Source organism: Sulfurospirillum sp. MES, from assembly GCF_000789415.1.
Taxonomy (GTDB): Bacteria; Campylobacterota; Campylobacteria; order Campylobacterales; family Sulfurospirillaceae; genus Sulfurospirillum; species Sulfurospirillum cavolei.
In genome coordinates this window covers 45,076-68,011 of sequence record NZ_JSEC01000003.1, presented here as the reverse complement: position 1 = coordinate 68,011, position 22,936 = coordinate 45,076, and the positions used below count along the sequence as shown (strand labels likewise).

Sequence of the window (22,936 nt, the reverse complement as noted above, 5' to 3'; positions counted from 1 at the left end):
ATTTTTAAAATCTTCTTAAACTTTTTTATTTAACACAAATTTAATCTTCTTAAGCTTCGTTGTAGATTTGGTGCACTATAATTTCCCATTATGTGATATTTTTGTGACATAAAAACACATGTTAGGAGGAATTGATGCAGGCTAAAGATGCATTGAACTATGACTATTCGGTAGCCAAATGTTTTACCTACGCAGCGATCCTATTTGGAATCGTTGGTATGTTAATAGGCGTGGTTATCGCCTATCAAATGGCTTTTCCTGAGTTGAATTACTTGGCGGGTGAATACGGTACATACAGTCGTTTACGACCGTTGCATACTTCCGGAGTAATTTTTGGATTCTTATTGAGCGGAATCTTTGCAACATGGTACTATGTCGGGCAGAGGGTACTCAAAGTTTCAATGGCAGAATCACCGTTTTTAATGATCGTCGGAAAGCTGCACTTCTGGCTTTACATGATCTTAATGACGATTGCCGTCGTTAACTTATTTATGGGTATCGGTACGTCAAAAGAGTATGCCGAACTTGAATGGCCTCTTGATATTCTCGTCGTTGTCGTATGGGTATTATGGGGTTTTAGTATTTTCGGTTTAGTCGGTATTCGCCGCGAAAAAACGCTTTATATCTCCATGTGGTATTATATTGCAACTTTCTTGGGTGTTGCGATGTTGTACCTCTTCAACAATATGGAAGTTCCGACGTATTTTGTTGCCGGTATGGGTAAATGGTATCACTCCGTTTCCATGTACGCGGGTTCAAACGACGCAATGGTTCAATGGTGGTACGGTCACAATGCGGTTGCATTTGTTTTCACGGTGCCTATCATCGCGATGATCTATTACTTCTTGCCCAAAGAGTCCGGTCAACCGGTTTTCTCTTATAAATTATCACTTCTTTCTTTCTGGGGTTTGATGTTTGTTTACCTTTGGGCCGGCGGACACCACCTTATCTATTCAACGGTCCCCGATTGGGTTCAAACGATGGGTTCTATCTTCTCTATCGTCTTAATTCTTCCGTCTTGGGGTAGTGCGATTAACATGCTTCTTACGATGAAAGGACAATGGGGTCAACTCAAAGAAAATCCATTGGTTAAATTCATGGTATTTGCTTCAACGTTCTACATGTTAAGTACGCTTGAAGGACCGATCCAATCTATCAAATCCGTTAACGCCTTGGCACACTTTACCGACTGGATTCCCGGACACGTTCACGACGGTACGCTCGGTTGGGTTGGCTTTATGACGATGGCGGCATTGTATCATATGGCTCCACGTATGTATAAACGCGAGCTTTACAGTAAAAAATTGATGGAATCACAATTTTGGATTCAAACGACGGGTATCGTTATGTACTTCTCAAGCATGTGGATTGCCGGTATTACGCAAGGTATGATGTGGAGAGCGACGGATCAATTCGGTAACCTCGCCTATTCATTTATCGATACCGTAACCGTTTTAATTCCTTACTACGCGCTTCGTGCGACGGGCGGTTTGTTGTATCTAATCGGTTTCTTTATGTTCACGTATAATATGTACAAAACCATGACTGCAAGTAAAGCAATTGAGTCTGAGCCTCAAAATGCTTCACCTATGGCAGCGTAAGGGGAGGGTAAAATTATGTTTCATTGGTTAGAAAAAAACCCATTCTTTTTTGCGGTAGGCGTCTTTTTGGTCATTGCCTATGCCGGTATCGTTACCATCCTTCCTGACTTTATGGAAAGCGCACGTCCCGTTACGGGAACAAAACCGTATACGGTATTGGAACTTGCAGGTCGACATGTGTATATTAAAGACAGCTGTAATGCCTGCCATTCACAATTGATCCGTCCTTTCAAATCTGAGACAGACCGTTACGGTATGTACTCTTTAAGCGGCGAGTATGCGTATGATAGACCGTTCCTTTGGGGTTCTAAACGAACGGGACCTGACTTGATGAGGGTCGGTAATTATAGAACGACGGACTGGCACGAATATCACATGTTAGATCCGATCAGCGTTGTTCCGGGCTCTATCATGCCGGCGTACAAACATATGTTTAGCAACAATGCAGACATTGAAACGGCGTATGCGGAAGCCTTAACCGTGAAAAAAGTATTCAATGTTCCTTACGATCAAGCGGATATGCCACAACTCGGAACGTACGACGAATCGAAAAAAGCGGTCATGGAACAAGCGGCTGCTATCGTTGCCGATATGAAAAGTACGGAAGTGAAAGAGGCATTTAAACGCGGTGAGATCAAAGAGATTGTTGCATTAATCGCCTATCTCAATAGCTTAAAATAAGGTGTCAACGGTGGAAATGGAAACAATCAGAGAATTACAGGCTTATGGTTATATTTTTGCTACGATTTTTTTATCGGTCATTATGTACAGTTATTTGTACCATCTTTATAAAGCCGAAAAAAAAGGCACAAGGAACTATGAGCAGTATGCCAATATTGCTTTAAACGACAATATTGACGATGCTCCGATTGAATCTCGAACACCGTCCAACAAAGAGAAAGAATAAAGAGGAGCAATATATGAATTGGCTGAATGATAATGTAAATGCATTAGCATTGCTTGGTGCAGCAGCAATTTTAATTCTCAGCATCGGTGTTTCTTTAAAATATATCAAACAGATGAAAACCGATAAGAGTACCGGAGAATTAACGAAAGAGAATTGGGACGGCATCGGCGAATATAAAAACGCACTTCCTATCGGGTGGGCACTTTCATTCGTCGGAACGATCGTATGGGCTTTGTGGTATTTCTTAGCGGGATATCCTTTGGCAAGCTATAACAAAATCGGCGAGTACAACGAAGAAGTGAAAAGCTATAACGCTCAATTCGAGAAAAAATTTGCCAATCCCGATCAAGCAACGCTTATGAGTATGGGAGAGGGTGTTTTCTTGGTACAATGTGCACCGTGTCACGGCGTGACGGGTGACGGTATGAACGGCAAAGCGGCAAACTTTGCGAAATGGGGTAACGAAGAAGCAATCGTCGCATCGATTTTAAACGGTGCGAAAGGCTCAAGCTATCCTCTTGGCGAAATGCCCTCCGGTTTACTTGACGCTGAGAGCGCAAAAGCGGTTGCCGCTTACGTTATGCAAGAAGTTTCTTCGGTTAAAAAGAGCAAAAACCCTGCCTTGGTTGAAAGCGGTCGTGCTCTTTGGGCAACATGTGCGGCATGCCACGGCGAAGACGGTAAAGGTATGGACGGCAGTGCTCCGGATCTTAGTACGTACGGCACGGCGAAATTTGTTGCTAACGTCCTTAATATGGGCAAAAAAGGCACAATCGGAAATATGCCTCAATTTAACGACGGACGTTTAACCAATATTCAAAAAACAGCGGTTGGCACGTATGTCAGCTCTTTAGCGAAATAAGGATCAGTCGATGGAAAATACAAATCGTAACGTATTTGGACTCAACGGCATTACGGGAATGTTGATTGCGACGGTGTTGTTGCTCTCGATTTTAGGCGTATTGACGTTTTTTGGCTTGAAGGCACAACAAGCAGTTGCTGATAAACCTTATAAGCTAACGGATCCGCAAGCGCTTCAAATGCGAGACGCCGCGAATGCGAATCAAAAAGTTATCGCAAAGTAAGGGAGAAGTAAAATGGCTGAAAATATGGATAAAATCATAACGTTCGGATTGGTCGTGCTTGCTCTTGTAACGGCTTGGGCAGTGTTAACGCCTCATCATCTTTTTGTTGGCTAATGAAAAGCTTAGTAATGATTCAAAAAGTAAAGGGGCTCATGCTCCTTTGCTTTTTGACCTTAGTCTGTCCGCAGATCGTTTTTGCCAAAGATTTTGTCGTACACGATTCGATTTTAGAAGAGAGAACCGCTCAGAAAATTGAAGAGATGGGCAGTGAGCTTTTTGCCAAAAGCGGGGTTCAAGTCTTTTTGATCGCAAAACAAAACAGCGATGAAGAGATCGTGGCGTTTGAAAAAAACTTTGCCAAAGACCTTAACGGTTCTTATGTTTTATTGACGCTTTTTTTAGAGCAAAAGAAAGTCGATATTTACGCTTCAAGCGATATGGAAAAAGCCTTTGACAAAGAGGCGGTTTTATCGCCGCTTCCGTGGAAAGGGACGATTATTCCGCTTTTGACGACGAAGAAAAACGACGTCAGCGCGGGAGCCGCGTTACTCAACGGCTATGCAGACGTTGTGGAGCAAATTGCGGCATTTAAAAAGGTTGATTTACAAAGCGCGATCGGAAGTTCTAACAAAACGACGATCAATCTTGTGCGCCTCGGAGTTTACGGATTTGTAGGCTTTTTGGTTGTTTTAATGCTTTATAGAAGGATGAAAAACCGTGGCTAAAACGAAAAGTGAAAGAAATTATTATCCGCATGCCGTTATCGGTATGATTTTAGGAATGGTCGTTGCATGCGGTTGGGTGATTAAAATCGCCGTGAGCAATCCGGTCGAAATGGATACGTTTTATATGGAAAAGTATCAAAAAGTCGATCATAACATCAATAAAATTTTAGATCTTCAGGCAAAATTTGATGCAAAGTTTGCTCTTGCGTATTCGACGGAAAAATTCGAGATAGGAAAAAACAGTTTTACCTTGCGTTTAACCGATAAAAGCGGTCAACCTATCGATAATGCCGATGTGACGCTCATGCTCTCACGACCGGACAGCAACAAAGAAAACCAAGAGATGAAACCCTCTCACGTTCAAAACGGCAATTACACTTTTGGACCTTTTGAGATTACCAAGCCCGGACGCTGGCAGATCTTAAGTAAAATAGAAGTAGGCGAATTTAAAGGTTATCATAAAAACGAAGCCTACGCAGCGCAATAGTTCCCCCTTTTCTCCTAATAACAGGCGGTAAGATAAGTTGTGTGGTCTTACCGCCATTTCATTCTGACATAAAAAACCCTCTTAAATCTTTGCTTTGTTATAATGTGTATTATCAGATGAAGTGAGGGAAAATGTTAGAAGTTTTTGCAACGAGTCGTGCCGTACGCTCTTTTTACGATACTTTTTTAGACGCCAATACCCTTCTTCCCAAAGCCATTACCATTGCAGAACTTGAGCAAAAAGCCGTTCTTGTTCCGAACCATTCTTTGGTTGATGACGATATGCGGGTACTTCTGATGCAAGAAGCCTCTCGCTTTACCAAATTTGAACTCTTGTACATAGAGCGTGAATTTTTTACCTTTTTGAAAAACTCCACCTATCTGTTTCGTTTTTTTGAAGAGCTTAGCCATGAAAAAGTGGCACTGGATGCGTTGTTGAGTGCTGATACGTACGAGCATTATGCCGAGCACTTAGAAGTGTTGCAAACGCTTCTTAAACACTACAAAGCACTTCTATCCAAACACGCTTTGTACGATCGCATCACGCTTCCCGAATGCTATGAACTCAATGTTTCGTATATTCGCTCCCTAGGATCTATTCGCATTCATTTAGAAGGCTTTTTGAGTCGTTTTGAAGTGGAACTACTCAGCCAAATCGCAGCGCTGATTCCTTTACATGTAAACGTTACCATCAGTGCTTACAATCAAAAAATGGCGTTACTGTTTGCGGATCTTGGCATTGCATTGGAGCAAAACAACAGCTATGAGATCAATCTCTCCACGAAAGAGATTTTACATGTAAAGCCCCAAAACAGTTCCAAACAAGATATTCAAGTTTACGGTTTCTCCTCACGCCTTGCGCAAATGGGGTATGTACAAAGTGCCATTGCCCAATTTGTGGAAGAGGGTTTGCGTCCCGAAGAGATCGTGGTGATTTTACCCGATGAGCGTTTTGCGGAAGTGTTGCGTCCCTTTGATACGTGGCACAATCTTAACTTTGCGATGGGAATTAGCCTCAAGCAGAGCCAGTTTTACCAAAAGCTAAGTGCGCTTGAAAAAGCGATGCGTAATGATGAGATCGAAGATCACCTCCGCGTTACGCGCTTAAAAATAGAACCCGAAATCATAGTGACATGTAAAGAGATTTGGCATCAAAAAGTCTCTCCTGAAACGGCGATGAGTTTCTTTGAAAAGCTCCTTGCTTTCGATGCTAAAGAGCAGCAAAATCCTCTGTTTCAAGAGGCCTTTTTTGCCTTTACACACTTTTTAAAACATGCTCCAGCACTTCGCTTTGAGCAAGTCACCAAACTCTTTTTAAACCGCCTTGCCGTACTGAGCCAAGATGATGTTAGGGGCGGTAAAGTGACGGTTTTAGGGGTGCTTGAAACCAGAGGTGTCTCTTACAAAGGGGTGATTGTTCTTGATTTTAACGATGAGTTTGTGCCCAAACGAAGCCAAAAAGACCTTTTTCTCTCCTCGGCCGTTCGTGCTCATGCAGGGCTTCCGACCAAGAGAGATCGCGAAAATTTGCAACGCTATTATTACCATCAGCTTTTCTCTCGTGCGCAGAAAATCGCCATTGCCTATGTGAAAAATGAGACCAGTATGCCTTCTCGCTTTTTAGATGAGCTTGGTTTTACTACCACCGTTATGGCGGATGAAAAAGCACTGCAACCGCTTCTGTTTGATGTCAATGCCTCTAAAACGCTTTACAATCAGCCTTTCATCGATGCACCTTATGATCTTAAAGCGTTTCCTCTTTCGGCAACAAAGCTTAAAACACTGCTTACATGTAAACGTCAGTTTTACTTTCGCTACATTGCAAGGCTCAAAGAGGCGAAGATGCCAAGCACTCAAATTGATGAGCAAACAATAGGTATTGCGCTCCATAAAGTGCTCGAAGATGCGATATGCGATGACGCGTTAAAGGATGAAAAGAGCCTTTATGCCAAACTTGAAACGCTTTTAAAAGAGAACAATCACCATGAAGTCTGGGGCTACTTTGTCGATGTGTGGCTTCAAAAACTTCGTCCGTTTATGAAAAATGAAATCAGTCGTTTTGATGAGGGCTTTCGCGTTTTCAAAAAAGAGTTTTCGCACAATGTGCCCTACGGTGATTTTATATTGGAAGGGCAGATTGACCGCATTGACCAAAAAGGGGATGAGCTGTTTGTCATCGACTATAAAAGTGGCAAAGTGCCAATGACGAGTGAGCGCTCTCTTGAAAGTACCACCGATTTTCAGTTGGTCTTTTATGCGTACATTGCAAGCACTTTAGGCAAGGTTGGCGGCGTTTATTATTACGATCTCAAAGAAGGCGTTTTAGTACCTGAAAACTTCCTTGAAGAGAAGAAAACCCTTTTACATGTAAAGCTCTCAGAACTTTCCAAACCGATCAATGGCTACGAGTTGTGCGAGGAGATAAAGCATTGCAGGCTTTGTCCTTACGTGCAGTTGTGTGGACGGGAGGAGCAGATATGAATCTAAGTCCTTATTTAGCACTCGAAGCCAGTGCAGGAAGTGGAAAAACCTTTGCGCTGAGTGTTCGTTACCTCTCACTTCTCTTTATGGGCGCAAACCCGCAAAAGATCGTCGCACTCACGTTTACGAACAAATCTGCGGCAGAGATGAAAACGCGCATTTTTGAGACGCTCAAACACCTTGAAAGTAAAGATGAATTAGAAGCGATTTGCGCTCAGACGGGCAAGTCAAAAGAGACTCTGCTAAGAGAAAAAGAGCGTGTGATGCAAACTTTGCTTCAAGCGGACATCAAGATTTCAACACTGGACTCTTTTTTCTCCTTGATTTTGCGCCATTTTGCATTACATGTAGGCTTACAACCCGACTTTAAAGTGGGGCAAAATGGACTGGATGAGGAGTTGGTGGAGCGTTTCATTAAAGGATGCAAAAGCAAAAATCTTTACCATGCCCTGATCGCTTTTAGCATTAACGAAGATAAAAAACTAAACGATCTTTTTAGTCTGCTCGATATGCTCTATCAGAAAAAATCAGAGCTTGACATCAGCACGTTGGATGAGGGACATTATCCATCCTTAAAACCGTGCTTGGATATTTTAGAGCGCATCAGGGACTATTTTGAACAAAGTGGACTCTCCGCGCGTGGGCTGGTGACACTCAAAGCGCAGACATTGAGCGATCTGCTTTCTAAGAAGTATTTGGAGCGTGAAGATTTTGGTTATTGGGATTATAAAAAGTATGCTAACGAGACAACCGATGCGCTTTTACGTGAGCTCAAAAAGGCTCTAAACGAACATGTCAATGCCAAAGAGGCATACTTTTTAGGACAACTAGGAAAACTCTTTGCGATCTACGATGAGAGCCTCAGAGCTTTGATGGGTGAATATGGCGAACTTCGTTTTGATGACGTGACCAATCTGCTTTATACCCTTTTACGCCAAGAGATCAGCAAAGATTTTCTCTATTTTCGCCTTGATGGGGTGATAGAACATCTGTTGATCGATGAGTTTCAAGACACGAGCATCGTGCAGTATCAGATTCTTCTGCCACTCATTGAAGAGATACGCGCAGGAAAAGGCGTGAAAGACTTTAAAACGCTCTTTTTTGTGGGGGATGTGAAGCAGTCGATCTACCGATTTCGCGGTGGGGCTAAAGAGCTGTTTGGGTACGCTAAAAAGAGTTTGCATTTAGACGTGAATGCGCTCGATACCAACTATCGAAGCACCGAGCAGGTCGTGAATTTTGTCAATGAAATCTTTACATGTAAAATCAAAGGGTATGAGCCGCAAAAGGTTGCTAAGGCGACAGGTGAGGGGTATATCAATGTGCGCATTGAAGAAATGATTGAGCCTTCGGTTCTAGAGGCGATTGCTTTGCTTCTTAAAGAAGGGGCTAAGCCTAAAGACATCGCACTTTTGGTGCATACCAACAAAGACGCGAAAGCCTTTAAAGAGCTGGTGCAAGCGCAGTTTCCTTCTTTACATGTAAGGCTTGAGGCGACCTTGAAACTCATCGATGTGCGCTCCATCAAAGCCATCATTGCCCTGCTCAAATACCTTTACTTTGGCGATGAACTCTACAAAGCGAGCTTTCTCGCACTCATCGGCGAGGCCTGGGATGCGCCACTTTTTAAGACGGCGTTTGATGTCAATGTCGCACCGCTTCTTTTGGTAGAGAAGATCATTGAAACCTACAAACTGTTTGATGGCAGTGCCGATCTGCTCAGTTTCCTAGAAGTTGCGAGCCGTTACGAGGAGATCGAGAGCTTTTTGTTTGCGTTGGATGAGCTGAGTGATGAAGCCAAAAGCGAAGATGTGGACGGGCTGCGCGTTTTAACCGTTCACAAATCCAAAGGCTTGGAGTTTGAGCACGTCATCGTGTGTGATCGCCTCAGTCGCGACAATAACCGAAGTGACACGCTGTTGTGGCATTATGACGAAGTGGAGATCAAAGGGTTGTATCTGAGCATGGCAGGGCGCGAAACGGTGGATGATTCGTATGCCAAAGCCAAAGAGCATGAGAGTGCTTTAATGGTCGAAGACAGACTCAACGCGCTTTATGTCGCTTTTACCAGAGCCAAGCGTTCGCTTTTTGTCTGTGCGAAAGCGCAAAATAGTGCGTTTGAGATGCTGGAGCTGAGCACGACTGAGCGAGGTGCCATCAGCGTTTCGACAAAAGAAACGACAGTTGCGGCAAGTACGATGCGCGTGTATGAACCGAAACGTTACGGTGCGCAAGAGGTGGCAAGTGCGCCAGAGGAGGAAGAGAGCGCTGAGATCGCCTCCATTACATTTGGAATCGCACAGCACTATCTGCTTGAGATGATGGAGCGTTTTGATGAGGCGTCGCTCAAGCGGGCATACACCGCGCTTCAAAACCGTTTTGCACCGCTTTTGGATGAGACGGCGATGAGGGCGATTTATCAGCGGGGTGAAAAGCTTATTTCTTGTAAAGCCTTTTTGGATTTGATTGAGGGTGCAAAAATCTTTAAAGAGCAACCGCTCATGTACCAAAAAGAGCGCAAGCAGATCGACCTTTTGCTTGAATTTCCCGATCGTATCGTTGTTGTGGACTACAAAAGTTCGAAAAAGCAGAGTAGTAAGCATCAAACGCAAATCAAGCTCTACCAAGACGCTCTTACGCAGATCTACAACTTACCCGTGGAGGCATATATTTGCTACTTGCAAAACGAGGGTGTGGAGCTTCTTAAAAGCTTATAGTACACTTAATTTCAGCGTTATTTAAGTATTATTTGATTACACTTGCACTTCGTTAAATAAATACGTCAAAGGTTATGACACATGAAAGCAACACTTGCGATTAAGCCAAGCGAAGTCAAACGCGACTGGATCGTAGTGGACGCTGCTGGTAAGCGATTTGGTAAAGTCCTTACAGAAGTAGCAACACTGCTCAGAGGCAAACATAAACCTTATTTTACTCCAAATGTTGATTGTGGCGATTTCGTTATCATCATCAATGCGGAAAAAGTAGAGTTTAGTGGAACAAAATTAGACACAAAATTGTATCACAGACACACAGGATATTTCGGTGGCGTTAAAACTGAAAAATTGGGTGATCTTTTGAACAGCAACCCAGCAAAATTGTACAGACTTGCGGTAAGAGGCATGTTACCTAAAACAAATCTTGCTAAAGAGATGATCAAAAAGCTAAAAGTTTATGCCGGTAGTGAGCATCCTCACACAGCGCAAGTTAAAGCAGAGGTAAAGTAATATGGCAAAAGTATACGCAACCGGTAAAAGAAAAACAGCAATCGCTAAAGTATGGGTTACTCCGGGTAAAGGTAGCATTGTTGTCAATGGTATTGATTTTGAAGCGTGGCTTGGTGGTCATGAGACCATTAAAAAACGTGTTCGTCAACCTCTTGCTCTTACAAAACAAGAGACAAGTTTTGACATCGTAGCTGACACACTTGGTGGCGGTTATTCAGCACAAGCTGACGCACTTCGCCACGGTATCTCTAAAGCACTTGCTTCTATGGATGCAGACTTTAGAGCAATCTTGAAACCACACGGCTTACTCACACGTGACTCACGTGTTGTTGAGCGTAAAAAATACGGTAAGAAAAAAGCGCGCCGTAGCCCACAATTCTCAAAACGTTAATGATTTCTTTCGAGGAATCATTAAACGTTTCCTTGAAAACGTTAATCGTTTTTTTCAAGCGATTCTTCGTTTGGTTTGTGTTCATTCGCGAGGGAGTTTTCCCTCGCATCTTTTATTATTTTAAGTGTTGTGTTATTTTGCGCATGACGTCTTTTATTTTCTCTTCATAATGTTCTTCATCAATTTTAAAATCTAATTTCACTACATAAGCAAAAAAATCATCAGCATTACTATCACCCTTCAATTTATACGTAACAAATTCTAAAGTATCAATTTTAGGTTTTTCAAATTCTTGTGAAGAGTCTTTTGCTTGAGAAATATAAATATTAATCGGCTGTTTAAATTCTTTCCACAGATCATAGTCCATACCCATAAATAGTTGATAAGATTTTATTTTTTTTGTCCAATTGTAACCAAATGTATAACCACCTTTATCAGCTCTATACTGTTCCCATTGCATAGTTCGTCCAATGTTTACAACAGCCAATTCAAGTTTTGATAGGAGGGTCGGTAATGTTTCATCGCCAATGAGTTTCATTGAATTTCCTTTAAAGTTTAATAATGCTATTTCTTTTTTTGTCAAATGAATTGGATTTAACTCAAACCAATAGAGGCAAAATTCATAAAATGCTTTGACAAAAACGTTTTCTTCATCTTTTAGCGTTAAAACGAAGTCTTCCCAATAAAAAAGCTGCTGATCTATCTCTTCTTTTGAATAGTTTCCCCATTCTTGATAAATTACTTCTTTATGGGCATAATCTCTAGGAATAAGAAACATTAAGCACGTATTAAAATCCGTATTTTTTACAGTTCTTTTTAAATAATTGAGATAGTTACGAGGCTGATTTTCTGTCAGTGAGGTATAGACTTTATTTTTGACTTCAAAAATAATGTTTTTAGTATCCAATTTTAAAAAGATATCAGCTCTTCCAAAGCTTTTCGCTTTGAATTCCAATGGATACTCGGTAGAGAAATGATGGTGTTCAACGATTTCATTTTTCAATATCTCATTTTTTTGTTCAATAAAGTCCAAAAACTTTTTCATAAAGCTTTTTTCATTGAGTAAATTGCAAAAATATTCTTGAAAAATGACTTCTTGGTTTAAAACATTGTAGAGTATAAAATTTTTTCTTGACATAATTTGCCTTTAAACTCTTTATTAATATCCTGCTAACTCTTCAATCAGTGCTTTCACTTCCTCTTCATCAAAAAAAAGATTCATCTTTAACTCTTTTGCAAACGTTTTAAGCAAAGCGATTTTTTTCTCTTGACGTAACGCCGCATCGTCGATCTGCTCTAGCTCAGCCACCAGTTTTTGCGTGTAGTATGCTTTGAGTTCGGCTTGTTTTTGCTCTTTCGATTTGGGTGCTTTTTTCGGGCGTAAAATGACAATTAAGGAAAAAGCCGCTAGGGCGACGATGAGGGTATTGATAAAAAAATCCATAAAAATCCTTACATGTAAAGATGGGTTAATGAGGAACGCCTTATAATGATTCTACATTACTTCGACTTAGAAAAGGAAAATCATGCAGGCATTTTGTATGATCACGACCACGTTTCCCGATGAACAAAGCGCCAAAAAAGTCATAGCGCTTTTATTGGAGCAACGACTCGTTGCATGTGCCCAAATACTCCCTGTTCAAAGTTTTTACCGATGGGAAGGAGACGTGTGCGAGGAGACAGAGAGCCTTGTGATCATGAAAACAAAAAGCCATCTGTTTGATGCTATTCAAAGCTTGATTCTAGCGCATCACCCCTATGCGATTCCGCAACTTATTCTTATCCCGATAGAAAAAGGCTTACATACCTATTTACAATGGGTCGATCAAGAGACCATCGAATCTTAAACCGTTTTTGTGTAAAATCTCTCAAACTAACACAAAGAGGAAGCCATGCACTTTACAACTCCCCTTAAAAGTAACAGTACCAAAATCATGCTCGTAGGAAGCGGCGAGCTGGGCAAAGAGGTCGTTATCGAAGCCTCTCGTTTGGGCATTGAGACCGTTGCGGTGGATTCGTACCCCAAAGCGCCTGCGCACTTGGTCGCCAATCGCAGTTATGTGATCAACATGAAAAACAAAGAGGAGCTTTTGGAGGTGATCCGCCTTGAAAAGCCGACATTTATCTTGCCTGAAGTGGAAGCTTTGAGCATTGAAGCATTGATAGAGGCTGAGAAAGAGGGTTTTTGCATCATCCCCAATGCGGACGCGGTGAAAAAGACGATGAACCGCAAAAACATACGCGAGTTTGCCGCGGAGACCTTGGGGCTCAAAACCAGTGGCTACGTCTTTGTGAAAACGCTTGAGGCATTAGAAGAAGCGACAAAAGTGCTCGGCATCCCGTGCGTGGTCAAGCCTGTGATGAGCTCTTCAGGGCATGGTCAAAGTGTCATCCGAAGTGAGGCAGACATCCAAAAAGCATGGGAGATTGCCAAAGAAGCCAGAGGTGATGCGAGCGAGCTGATCGTCGAAGCGTTTGTACCCTTTGACTATGAGATCACGCTTTTAACCGTGCGCAACGGCAAAGAGACGGTCTTTTGCGAACCGATCGGGCATATCCAAGAAAACGGCGACTATGTGCTGAGCTGGCAACCTGTGCCGATGAAACCTGAAGTGTTAGCCAAAGCGCAGATGATGGCAAAAGCAGTGACAGACGGCTTGGGCGGTCGTGGACTTTTTGGCGTGGAGTTTTTTGTCAAAGACGATGAGGTGTACTTTAGTGAACTGAGCCCTCGTCCACACGATACGGGAATGGTCACGATGATCACGCAAAGCCAGAGCGAATTTGCCTTACATGTAAGAGCGGTTTTGGGCTTGCCACTTGATTTTACCTTTTATGGAGCGGGCGCGAGTGGGGCGTTTAAAAGTATGAATGAAGAGCATGTGCCAACCCTCACCATTCCTGAGAGTGCGTTTTCGAAAAATTCGTATGTTCGTATTTTTGGAAAACCTGTGAGCCATGTGGGGCGCAGAATGGCTGTGGCATTGGTGCTCGATGAGGTGGAAGCGGCGAAAAAACGTGCAAGAGAAATTGTCGCATCGATGGTCGGCTAACGCTTTAGTATTGATAAAAAATTTATCAAAGTGGGCTATAATAAAAGTAGCCCAAACGTAAAGAGTTTTTATGAATAAACATGTCGTTGAACAAACAGTCATTTTTTTTAGCGTCTCCAAATGGTTGCTTCTTTCTTCTGCCGTCGGTATTATGATCGGCGGCTTGATTTCCGTCTTTTTAAACATCCTCTCAACTGCCGAACAGACACGGAGTTTACTCCCGTTTCCGTTTTATTTCACGTTGCCCTTTGCGTTGATGCTAACGACGTGGATCGTGCGAACGTTCGATCAAAACGCGACGGGACACGGTACGGAAAAAGTCATCGAAGCGGTGCATAAACGCGACGGTTACATCAATGCAAAGGTGATCCCCGTTAAACTGGTCGCAACGGTACTCACGATCTTTTCGGGCGGTTCGGTCGGAAAAGAGGGACCGGGAGCGCAAATCGGTGCGGGAGCGGCTTCGTTTGTCGCAACCCTACTCAAATTTTCTAAATCCGACCGCCGAAAGCTTGTCATTTGCGGTATTAGTGCGGGCTTTGCTTCGGTATTCGGTACGCCCATCGCGGGGGCAATTTTCGGAATCGAGGTCTTAATTATCGGTGCGATTATGTACGATGTTCTTTTGCCCTCGTTTATCTCCGGTTTTGCGGCATTTATCACGGCTCAGGTGTTAGGCATCAAATACCATTACTACGACATCAATTTCTACCGTTCGTTTAACTTGGACTTTTCATTAATCTTACATGTCGTTTTGGCAGGCGTCTTTTTCGGCTTAATCGCCGATTTGTTCATTACGACGGTCAATAAAATCGAAGAGTACATCAAAGCCGTTCCGTACAATCGTTACCTGAAAGCCTTTGTTGCGGGACTGGTGATGGCACTCGTTTCGTACTTTTTCTCGGAAAGCTACTTAGGACTCGGTCTTGCGACCATTAAAGACGCCCTCAGCCCCAATCCGATGATTTCGGATAACGTTCATTGGTACGACGCTGTTTTTAAAACGTTTTTTACGGCGATTACTTTAGGCTCAGGCGGAAGCGGCGGTATTATTACGCCTTTGTTTTACGTGGGCGCGACGAGCGGTGCGGCGTTTGGCGATCTCATCGGCGGCAATCACGTCGCACTCTTTGCCGCGCTTGGGTTTGTCAGTGTTTTGGCGGGTGCGACCAACTCTCCCATCGCTTCCATCATCATGGCAGTGGAGTTGTTTGGCGTGCATATGGCAAATTACGCGGCACTGAGCGTGGTAATCGCCTTCTTGATTACGGGGCATCGTAGCGTTTTTCAGTCGCAAAAGTTGGCTCTGCGAAAAGCCGATAATATTACGATCGGCAAAGGCAACGACTTAGAAGATACCTCTATCAGCATCGATATGCGCGACATCGATAAAGTCAAGCGCCTGCGCAATCGCCTCCGCTATAAACGCTTGCGCTGGCAAGTTAAAAATGCCAAAGACGATTTTAAATGAGCCGACGAAAGATCGTGATCAGTGCGTGTTTACTCGGCGAAAACGTGAAATACGACGGCGGCAATAATGCTTTACATGTAAAGATCCTAGAGCAGTGGAAGGACGAGGGCGTTTTAGTGCCTTTGTGCCCCGAGGTGCTCGGAGGACTTAGCGTCCCGCGTCTCGCTTGCGAAGTTCTCCAAGGAACGAACCGTGTCGTCAACCGCATCGGTGAAGACGTAAGCGAGGCATTTTCAAAAGGGGCGAAAGAGAGCTTGCGCATCGCAAAACTTGAGGGCGTGTGCATGGCGATTTTAAAAGCCAGAAGCCCTTCGTGCGGTAAAGACATCATCTACGACGGTACGTTTACAAGCACGCGCGTGAACGATTCGGGCATTACATGTAAGCTTTTGCAAGAGAGCGGCATTGTCGTTTTTAGTGAAGAAGAGTTGAGTTTGGCTGAAGCGTTTTGGCATTCAAAGGGGAATGCTCCCCTTTGAGTTAGGCGTTGCGTAAAATCGCTTCAATCACGCTTTGGCTGTAGATGTGACTGACTCCTTGGCGCTCTGCCGCTTCTGCCACGTTCTGAGCAATCTTTTCAATAGCCTCTTTAGAAATCCCTGCTTCGCTTAAACTCACGGGCGCGCCGATTTTAGCAAACCAGTTTTTAAGCGCGTTGATACCTTCTTCCGCGCTATCTTTCCCAAAAAGTATTTTTGCAAAGCGTTTAAATTGCGCAGGATTTTGCGTGTGATACCAACGCATCCACGCAGGAATAACGATGGCTAAGCCCGCTCCGTGAGCAATGTTAAAGAGGGCTGAGAGCGAGTGTTCGATCATGTGGTTGGGGAAAACGTAGGGGTTGGTACCCGCTGTTGTGATGCCGTTGAGTGCTTGAGTTGCCGCCCATGTAAACTCTGCTCGGGCGTTGTAGTCGCTTGGATTTTGAAGTAAAATCTCCGTGGTTTCCATAACGGTTTGAATGATGCCCTCAACCATGCGCGACTGGAAATGTGGTTGAACAGTGGCGGTCAAATACCCCTCAATCACGTGCGCGATGATGTCAACGGCGGAGTAAGCAAGATAGTTGTTGGGCACACTTTGGGTGAGCACTGGGTTTAGAATGGAGAGTCTTGGATAGACATGAATCGACGCGATGTTGTACTTTTGCTGTGTTTGATCGTTGGTGACAACCGCAAAGCCGTTCATCTCGCTTCCCGTTGCGGCAAGCGTCATGATGGCATAGACAGGGAGCGCCTTCTCAATGCTCGCTTTGCCAATGAAAAAGTCCCAAACGTCACCTGCGTAAAGTGCTCCAGCCGCGATGCTTTTAGCACTGTCTAAGACCGAGCCTCCACCGATGGCAAGCACGGCTTGAACACTCTCTTTTTTTGCGAGCGCAATGCCCTCATTCACTTTTGAAAGAACAGGGTTGCTGATGATGCCGCCTAGTTCCACCCACGCGATGCCGTTTTCCTTAAGCGATGCGGTAACAGTCTCGTACAGTCCATCTTTTTTAATGCGCTCACTGCCGTAGCAGAGTAAGACTTTATGGATTGTGTCGTTTGCGATAGCTGTGCCGATCAGGGTTTCTTTGCCTTTTCCGAATTCTATTTTCGTTGGGTTGTGGTAGGTAAAATCAACCATGGTTTCTCCTTGTTTTTGAGTAGGATGCTAGGGCAAAGGGGAAAACGGCATTTTCCCCTTTTGACATGTCAACGTTTTTAGCAGTCGGCTAAAAAGGTTAGTTCGGGCGCGGTCATAGAAGGCGTAAATTCGGTCACCGTGTAAGTTGCTACGCGATGAACGTAAAAAGGATCGTGCGTTACCAACGCTTCAATCTCTTGCTTGGAAGACGCACGTGCTAAAATAATCCCGCCCGTACGAGGGTTTTGTCGTCCGGAAGCTAAGAAAGTGCCTTTAGCATAGTTTTCTTTGAGAAATGCAATATGTGCTTCAAGATGCGCATCGACCTCTTCGAGAGGTTTTTGGTAGGACACAAAAATAATAAACATAAAAACTCCTAGTGTGAATTGCGAATAAACGTTTGCATTTTTTGAGAGAGTGAGCCAAAGACCAGCTCATACGATTCGTCGATCCATTCAAGAATAAGCGCGTCGTCGACTTCGCCTTCGCAAATCACGGTGTTCCAATGCTTTTTATTCATATGATACCCCGCAATGACGCTAACGTACATTTCGCGCAATTCTCGAGCATAGTAGGGATCGCATTTGAGGTTGATACGCGGCGGAAGGCTCTCTTCGTCGATGAGGGCAAAGATCTTATTGCCGACTTTATAAACGGCGGTTGTGGCGTCAAAAGGGTACTCTTTAATCGCGCCGATGTGGTTGAGGCAGTAGTCGTTTAAAATTTCAAAGGTCATGGTGTTTGTACCGACAGTTGTTTTCGTGATCGTTCACCATACCGCACGCTTGCATAAACGCGTAGATCGTGGTCGATCCGACAAATTTAAACCCCCGTTTTTTCAGATCTTTGGTGATGGTATCCGAAATGGCGGAAGTACACGCGGCATGTTTATAATCCGCTACGTCGTTAACGATCGTTTTGCCGCCCACATAGTTCCAAAAGTAAGCGTCGATGGAGCCGTGTTCAAGGATGATGCGCTGAAACAGACGTGCATTGGCGATGATTGCTTCGATCTTAGGGCGACTTTTGATGACCTCTCCCGTTTGCAGGATCGAAGCGATCTCTTCTTCTCCAAAGCTCGCAACGCTTTCAAGATCAAAATTGGCAAACGCTTTACGATAACCGTCGCGTTTTTTCAGCACCGTGAGCCAACTTAAGCCCGCCGATTGCGTCTCAAGGCAAAAGAGTTCAAACAAAGCGCGCTCGTCGTGCAGGGCTTTTCCCCACTCTTCGTCGTGGTATGCTACATACACGGGATCACTTAATTTTACCCAACCGCAACGTGAAAAACGTGAACTCATATCGGTACTCCCTCAGCAAAAAATCCATGTAAAATTGTAGCGCACTAGAGTTAACGCTCGGACAATCGATCGTAAATAGGTTTGTCGATACGCTTTAAAAAAAGAGAAAATATCTCCTATTAACTTTTTGTTTACGAAAGATTAAGAGAGTGTTTAAACAACTTCTCTATACTTTCGTTACCAAGACAATTACCTCCTTTTTGTGAATCACTCAACCTTTTTAAAAATCAGCTTCCAGATTGCCCGGTCTGGAAGCTTTTTTTATGTTCAAGCAATACTTTCAAATCTTTTCTTCTCTTCGGTAAAACGATTCCGTGTGGTATAATTTTTCCATGAAAACACTTTTAATGTTCCTTTTTTTCGTGACATGTCATCTCTACGCCGGCACGTTACACCTGTCTTTATCCGCCAATCCGAGCCGACTCAATCCGATTCTTTCCACCGATTCGGCGAGTTCTTTGATTACGCAATGGATTTTTAACGGCTTGGTCAAATACGACAAAGACGCCAACATCGTTCCCGAACTAGCGGAAAGCTATACGTTTAAAGACGATACGACACTCGTCTTTCACCTTCGCCGCGACGTGAAATGGAGCGACGGTGTGCCTTTTAACGCACGAGACGTGCTTTTTACGTACGAGACGATTACGTCTCCTAAGATTTTTACTCCCTATGCTTCAGGCTTTATGCACATCTCACATGTCAAGATGCTCGACGAATTTAGCGTGGAAGTTAAATACAAATACCCCTATTTTAAAGCCTTGGAAGTATGGATGATGGAGATTTTGCCCGAACATCTGCTTAAGGGCGAAACCGATTTGATGACGAGTAAGTTTAACCAAGCTCCGATCGGTACGGGTTCGTATGTCTTACATCAGTTTCAAATTTCCAAAGACACCGTTTTAAAAGCCAATCCGACGTATTTTAAAAGTAGCCCGAAGATCGATACGATGGTCTTTCACTATCTTCCCGATCCCTCTTCGGAGTTTTTGATGCTCAAGTCCCGTCAACTTGATGTCGGAACGCTCACGCCTTTACAGTTGGAGCGGCAAGTCGATGCGGATTTTAGGGATTATTATACGATCTATGAAGAGATTTCGCATGTCTATACGTATATGGGGTTCAATCTTCGATCGGAAAAATTTAAAGACCCTAGAGTCAGAGAAGCCCTCTCTTTGGCAATCGATCGTCAAGAGCTGGTCGATATTTTGTATTTCGGTCACGGTAAAGTGTGCACGGGACCTTTTTTACCCGGAACGGGAGCGTTTAATACGGAAGTTCAAGCCCCAAAACACGATATTGCCAAAGCCAAAGCCCTTTTAAAAGAGGCGGGTTACGACGAAAATCATCCGTTTGAATTTGAACTCACCACCGGTTCCAATCGTACGGCGGCGGCGCAGGTATTGCAATACCAGTTGCAAAAAGCAGGCGTCGTGATGAAACTGCGCGCCCTTGAATGGCAAGCTTTTTTAAACACGGTGATTTTCCCTCGCAAATTTGAAGCGGTATTGATGGCATGGTCGTTGGGACTCAAATCGGACGCGTATACGATTTGGCACAGCGAATCAAGCCGTAAAGGCGGATTTAATTTCGTCGGTTACGACAATGCCGAGGTCGATCGTTTGATTAAAGAAGCCGAAAAAATCGTCGATCAAGAGAAATTCGATGCTTTATATCGCGAAATTTTTGCCAAGATCGTAGCCGACAATCCATACCTCTTTTTAGTGATTCCAAGCGAGATCACGGCGGTCAATAAGAAGATCACGCCCGTATCGACGTCGATTATCGGGGTGATGCATAACGAAAACGATTGGATTAAGCCGTAAATTTAATGTTCCTCGGCTAAGAGTTATGCTATAATTTAAAACTCACATATGAAATGTTAGAAATATTAGTTTAAAAAGGATAGAGTCATGAAGAAAACAGTGTTTTCATTGGCGGCATTGGCATCTTTGGCATTTGCGGCACCGACTGCATACAACTACGAAGTGACACCGACGATCGGCGGCGTTCAACCTGAGGGAAATCTCGATCTTAAAGAGCAATTGACGTACGGTTTACGATTTGGAATTAATCTTGACAATACCATCTTCGACCAATTCGAATTGGGTTACGATCGATCCGATAACGTTGATTACAAAATCGGTCACGACAGCACCGATTTTAACCGCTACTACGGTAACTTGGTTAAAGAGTACAAAATGTCTCCCGAAATGGCATTGTACGCTTTAGTGGGTATCGGTTACGAAGACGTTAAAAACGAGCAATTTGAAAACAGAGACAGTATGTTCGCACAATACGGCGGCGGCGTTAAATACTGGGTCACCGACAATTTTGCATTGAAAGCCGAAGTTCGTCACGGTATTAAATTTCACGGCGGCGACAACAACTTGTTCTATACCCTCGGCTTCGTCGTTCCTTTCGACGCTAAAACGGCTCCCGTCGTAGCGGCTAAACCCGAAGTAAAACCGGCTCCCGTCGTAGCACCGGCAGCTCCAAAAGATAGCGACGGTGACGGTGTTTACGATGACAAAGACAAATGTCCGAATACCCCAAAAGGTACCGTAGTCGATGCCGACGGATGTACGAAAATTATCCGTTTACATGTTAAATTTGATTTCGACAAATCAACGGTAAAATCAGAGTTTATGCCTGAAATCCAAAAAGTTGCAGACTTTATGAAACAAAATCCGGGTTACAACGTTGTTCTTGAAGGTCACACCGACTCAAAAGGTAGCGACGCTTACAATATGAAACTCTCCGATCAACGTGCAAAAGCAGTTGCAAAAGCACTTGAAAGTCTTGGCGTCAGCGGTGCTAAAGTTACGACGGAAGCCTTCGGCGAAAGCAAACCTGTCGCAACCAACGATACCGATGCGGGTCGTGCGGAAAACAGAAGAGTCGACGCAATTTTCAAAAAATAAGTTAAGAGGGTCGTGTACGTGCATATGGATTTGAGTTGGACGGTTGTCGTTAATTTTGTGACGCTTTACGGTGTCAAGGTGCTGGCTTCTTTACTCATTTTTTGGGTCGGGAAGAAGATCGCTTCTTTGTTGACGGCTATCGTCGTCAAAGGAATGCGCAAGTCCAAAATCGACGAAACCGTTACCAGTTTCTTTTCTAACGTCGTCTACTTCGGCCTTTTAGTGGTGATTATCCTAGCCGCGCTTAGCAATTTAGGGATAAACACCACTTCCTTCTTAGCGGTTCTCGGAACGGCGGGTCTTGCAATCGGTCTTGCGCTTCAAGGCACGCTTTCCAATGTCGGAGCCGGCATTTTACTCGTCTTTTTCCGTCCGTTTAAAATCGGGCATTCGGTTCAAATTGCGGGCGAAAACGGTACGGTCGAAGAGCTGAACCTCTTTAGCGTCGTTTTAAAAACGGCGGACAACAAACAGATTATTATTCCCAATTCTGCGGTCATCGGTAAAAATATTACGAACTTTTCGGCAAAACCGACTTCGCGTATCGACTTGGTATTTAACATCGGCTATGAAGACGATCTTCGTCTTGCCAAAGAGACGCTTCAATCCTTGATTGAGGCGGAAGATAAAGTCTTAAAAGAGCCTGTTCCTCTTGTTGCCGTAAGCGAGCTGGCACAAACGTGCGTGAAATTGACGGTTCGTTTTTGGGTTCAAAACGAAGACGCTGCTTCGGTTAGTTTTTCCTTGATCGAAAAAGTCAAACTGACGTTTGACGAGAAAAAGATCAGTATTCCCCATCCTCCTTTAAACCCTCAAACGTATTAAAGACCGATTATTTACCGAAGACTTGCTGAATAATCGAGCTTCCGCTTGCTAAAGGATTGCTACGCAAAGCTTTCTCTTTTTCGGCAATCATGTAAAAAAGTCCGTCCAAGGTTTTACGACCGATATACGCTTCGATATTTTCGTCATTTTCCGGAACGACGTCCGTGATACCGAACCCTTTTGCAATCGACGAGGCTTGTCCTATTAGCGCATTGTCTCCCAATTTCGACGAGGCATTCGTCGTACCCGAGAACTCTTTTAGGCTTTGATAAGAGCTCATAACTTTGTTTTGCGCTACGCTCTCTTTAATGATCGGCATCAGCGCGTTTAAGAGCTTGTCTTGCGATTTGGCTTTAAAATAGTCCGTTGCCGCGGTGTTGGAGCCTTTGATGATCGCATTGGCGTCGTCGACGCTCATGGATGAAATCGTATCGCTTAAGATAGAAGCCGTTTTAGGAATCGCCTTGCTAGCGGCGGTGTTCATCGTCGTTACGAAATCATCGACATAGCGTTTTCCTCCCACTTTTTCAGCCGCCGTCGCAATCGGTTTCAACGATGCGGGAAGCGGAATCTTAACGGCAGAGTTCTTTAAAAATCCGTCCTCTTTTCCCAAGAGCGATACGGCTTGATCGGCTCCCAGACTCAACGCTTCTTTGACGCCGGCAATCGAACTGCTCGATGATGCGGAAGAGGTGCTTTTTTGCGCCGAAGAGCTTGTACTCAGTGCCGAATTCAAGGTGTCTTGAAACGAAGCGGCGCACAGCAGTAGCGGGGCAATGAGTATCACGCTTTTGGTTAACATGTATCTCCTTTTTAATGCTCTTGCGATTATA

Annotated in this window: 25 protein-coding genes; 18 read left to right on the top strand and 7 right to left on the bottom strand. The window is 43.9% G+C overall.

All coding sequences use genetic code 11. The features are described 5' to 3' along the window. The first annotated feature begins 134 nt into the window (after positions 1-134). The 11 genes from ccoN (at position 135) to rpsI (ending at position 10,903) form a co-directional block, all read left to right on the top strand. Positions 135-1,601, top strand: coding sequence for a cytochrome-c oxidase, cbb3-type subunit I (gene ccoN / locus OA34_RS06010; RefSeq protein WP_039673452.1), 1,467 nt, complete (start codon positions 135-137; stop codon positions 1,599-1,601). A 15-nt stretch (positions 1,602-1,616) separates the two neighbouring features. Beyond that, positions 1,617-2,282, top strand: coding sequence for a cytochrome-c oxidase, cbb3-type subunit II (gene ccoO, locus OA34_RS06005; RefSeq protein WP_039673450.1), 666 nt, complete (start codon positions 1,617-1,619; stop codon positions 2,280-2,282). A 1-nt stretch (position 2,283) separates the two neighbouring features. Then, complete coding sequence (locus tag OA34_RS06000) at positions 2,284-2,508, top strand: cytochrome c oxidase, cbb3-type, CcoQ subunit (protein ID WP_373027981.1); 225 nt, start codon at positions 2,284-2,286, stop codon at positions 2,506-2,508. 13 nt (positions 2,509-2,521) lie between these two features. Continuing rightward, entirely contained in the window at positions 2,522-3,370 is an 849-nt protein-coding gene (locus tag OA34_RS05995) for a c-type cytochrome (RefSeq protein ID WP_039673446.1), read from the top strand. 10 nt (positions 3,371-3,380) lie between these two features. After that, a complete protein-coding gene (locus tag OA34_RS05990) occupies positions 3,381-3,593 on the top strand; it encodes a DUF4006 family protein (RefSeq protein ID WP_039673444.1) in 213 nt (70 codons plus the stop codon). Between the two features lie 152 nt (positions 3,594-3,745). Then, on the top strand, positions 3,746-4,318 hold the full coding sequence (locus OA34_RS05985; protein ID WP_231964798.1) for a TPM domain-containing protein: 573 nt from the start codon (positions 3,746-3,748) through the stop codon (positions 4,316-4,318). Then, positions 4,311-4,805 (top strand): FixH family protein, encoded by a 495-nt coding sequence (locus tag OA34_RS05980; protein ID WP_039673441.1) that lies wholly within the window; start codon positions 4,311-4,313, stop codon positions 4,803-4,805. Before OA34_RS05985 ends, OA34_RS05980 begins: the two co-directional genes overlap by 8 nt. Positions 4,806-4,936: 131 nt before the next feature. Beyond that, positions 4,937-7,285, top strand: a complete 2,349-nt coding sequence (locus tag OA34_RS05975; RefSeq protein WP_039673439.1) for a PD-(D/E)XK nuclease family protein — start codon at positions 4,937-4,939, stop codon at positions 7,283-7,285. After that, positions 7,282-10,002, top strand: coding sequence for a RecB-like helicase (locus tag OA34_RS05970; protein WP_039673437.1), 2,721 nt, complete (start codon positions 7,282-7,284; stop codon positions 10,000-10,002). Before OA34_RS05975 ends, OA34_RS05970 begins: the two co-directional genes overlap by 4 nt. An 81-nt stretch (positions 10,003-10,083) precedes the next feature. After that, complete coding sequence (gene rplM, locus OA34_RS05965) at positions 10,084-10,512, top strand: 50S ribosomal protein L13 (RefSeq protein ID WP_039673435.1); 429 nt, start codon at positions 10,084-10,086, stop codon at positions 10,510-10,512. 1 nt (position 10,513) lies between these two features. Further along, positions 10,514-10,903 (top strand): 30S ribosomal protein S9, encoded by a 390-nt coding sequence (gene rpsI, locus OA34_RS05960; RefSeq protein WP_039673434.1) that lies wholly within the window; start codon positions 10,514-10,516, stop codon positions 10,901-10,903. Between the two features lie 115 nt (positions 10,904-11,018). Here rpsI and OA34_RS05955 read toward each other — a convergent pair whose 3' ends face one another. Both OA34_RS05955 and OA34_RS05950 read right to left on the bottom strand, forming a co-directional pair. Continuing rightward, entirely contained in the window at positions 11,019-12,041 is a 1,023-nt protein-coding gene (locus tag OA34_RS05955) for a PD-(D/E)XK nuclease family protein (RefSeq protein ID WP_039673431.1), read from the bottom strand. A gap of 21 nt (positions 12,042-12,062) precedes the next feature. Next, positions 12,063-12,347, bottom strand: a complete 285-nt coding sequence (locus tag OA34_RS05950) for a hypothetical protein (RefSeq protein WP_039673429.1) — start codon at positions 12,345-12,347, stop codon at positions 12,063-12,065. Positions 12,348-12,429: 82 nt separating this feature from the next. On the opposite strand from OA34_RS05950, the gene cutA reads away from it, so the two are divergent. The 4 genes from cutA (at position 12,430) to OA34_RS05930 (ending at position 15,906) form a co-directional block, all read left to right on the top strand. Next, complete coding sequence (cutA, locus tag OA34_RS05945) at positions 12,430-12,750, top strand: divalent-cation tolerance protein CutA (RefSeq protein ID WP_039673427.1); 321 nt, start codon at positions 12,430-12,432, stop codon at positions 12,748-12,750. 45 nt (positions 12,751-12,795) lie between these two features. Next, a complete protein-coding gene (gene purT / locus OA34_RS05940) occupies positions 12,796-13,956 on the top strand; it encodes a formate-dependent phosphoribosylglycinamide formyltransferase (RefSeq protein ID WP_039673425.1) in 1,161 nt (386 codons plus the stop codon). A 70-nt stretch (positions 13,957-14,026) separates the two neighbouring features. Continuing rightward, a complete protein-coding gene (locus OA34_RS05935) occupies positions 14,027-15,427 on the top strand; it encodes a chloride channel protein (RefSeq protein ID WP_039673423.1) in 1,401 nt (466 codons plus the stop codon). Next, on the top strand, positions 15,424-15,906 hold the full coding sequence (locus OA34_RS05930) for a 2-thiouracil desulfurase family protein (RefSeq protein WP_039673420.1): 483 nt from the start codon (positions 15,424-15,426) through the stop codon (positions 15,904-15,906). Before OA34_RS05935 ends, OA34_RS05930 begins: the two co-directional genes overlap by 4 nt. 1 nt (position 15,907) lies before the next feature. Here the strand turns inward: OA34_RS05930 and OA34_RS05925 are convergent, their stop codons facing one another. From OA34_RS05925 to OA34_RS05910, 4 genes are all read right to left on the bottom strand, one after another. Further along, complete coding sequence (locus OA34_RS05925; protein WP_039673418.1) at positions 15,908-17,053, bottom strand: iron-containing alcohol dehydrogenase; 1,146 nt, start codon at positions 17,051-17,053, stop codon at positions 15,908-15,910. Positions 17,054-17,130: 77 nt separating this feature from the next. Further along, positions 17,131-17,421, bottom strand: coding sequence for a YciI family protein (locus OA34_RS05920; protein ID WP_039673416.1), 291 nt, complete (start codon positions 17,419-17,421; stop codon positions 17,131-17,133). Positions 17,422-17,429: 8 nt separating this feature from the next. After that, positions 17,430-17,789, bottom strand: coding sequence for an MmcQ/YjbR family DNA-binding protein (locus OA34_RS05915; protein ID WP_039673414.1), 360 nt, complete (start codon positions 17,787-17,789; stop codon positions 17,430-17,432). Further along, on the bottom strand, positions 17,779-18,354 hold the full coding sequence (locus OA34_RS05910; protein ID WP_039673412.1) for a DNA-3-methyladenine glycosylase I: 576 nt from the start codon (positions 18,352-18,354) through the stop codon (positions 17,779-17,781). Before OA34_RS05910 ends, OA34_RS05915 begins: the two co-directional genes overlap by 11 nt. A gap of 332 nt (positions 18,355-18,686) precedes the next feature. On the opposite strand from OA34_RS05910, the gene OA34_RS05905 reads away from it, so the two are divergent. The 3 genes from OA34_RS05905 to OA34_RS05895 all read left to right on the top strand — a co-directional run bounded on the left by OA34_RS05905 (position 18,687) and on the right by OA34_RS05895 (position 22,103). After that, positions 18,687-20,180 (top strand): peptide-binding protein, encoded by a 1,494-nt coding sequence (locus tag OA34_RS05905; protein WP_039674000.1) that lies wholly within the window; start codon positions 18,687-18,689, stop codon positions 20,178-20,180. 87 nt (positions 20,181-20,267) lie between these two features. Then, a complete protein-coding gene (locus OA34_RS05900) occupies positions 20,268-21,278 on the top strand; it encodes an OmpA family protein (protein WP_039673410.1) in 1,011 nt (336 codons plus the stop codon). A 24-nt stretch (positions 21,279-21,302) separates the two neighbouring features. After that, the gene (locus OA34_RS05895) at positions 21,303-22,103 is read left to right on the top strand and encodes a mechanosensitive ion channel family protein (RefSeq protein ID WP_039673998.1); all 801 of its coding nucleotides are present in this window, start codon (positions 21,303-21,305) and stop codon (positions 22,101-22,103) included. Between the two features lie 7 nt (positions 22,104-22,110). Here OA34_RS05895 and OA34_RS05890 read toward each other — a convergent pair whose 3' ends face one another. Further along, positions 22,111-22,905 carry a DUF4197 domain-containing protein gene (locus OA34_RS05890; RefSeq protein ID WP_039673407.1) on the bottom strand — a complete coding sequence of 265 codons (795 nt, stop codon included), beginning with the start codon at positions 22,903-22,905 and terminating at the stop codon, positions 22,111-22,113. Between the last annotated feature and the right edge of the window lie 31 nt (positions 22,906-22,936).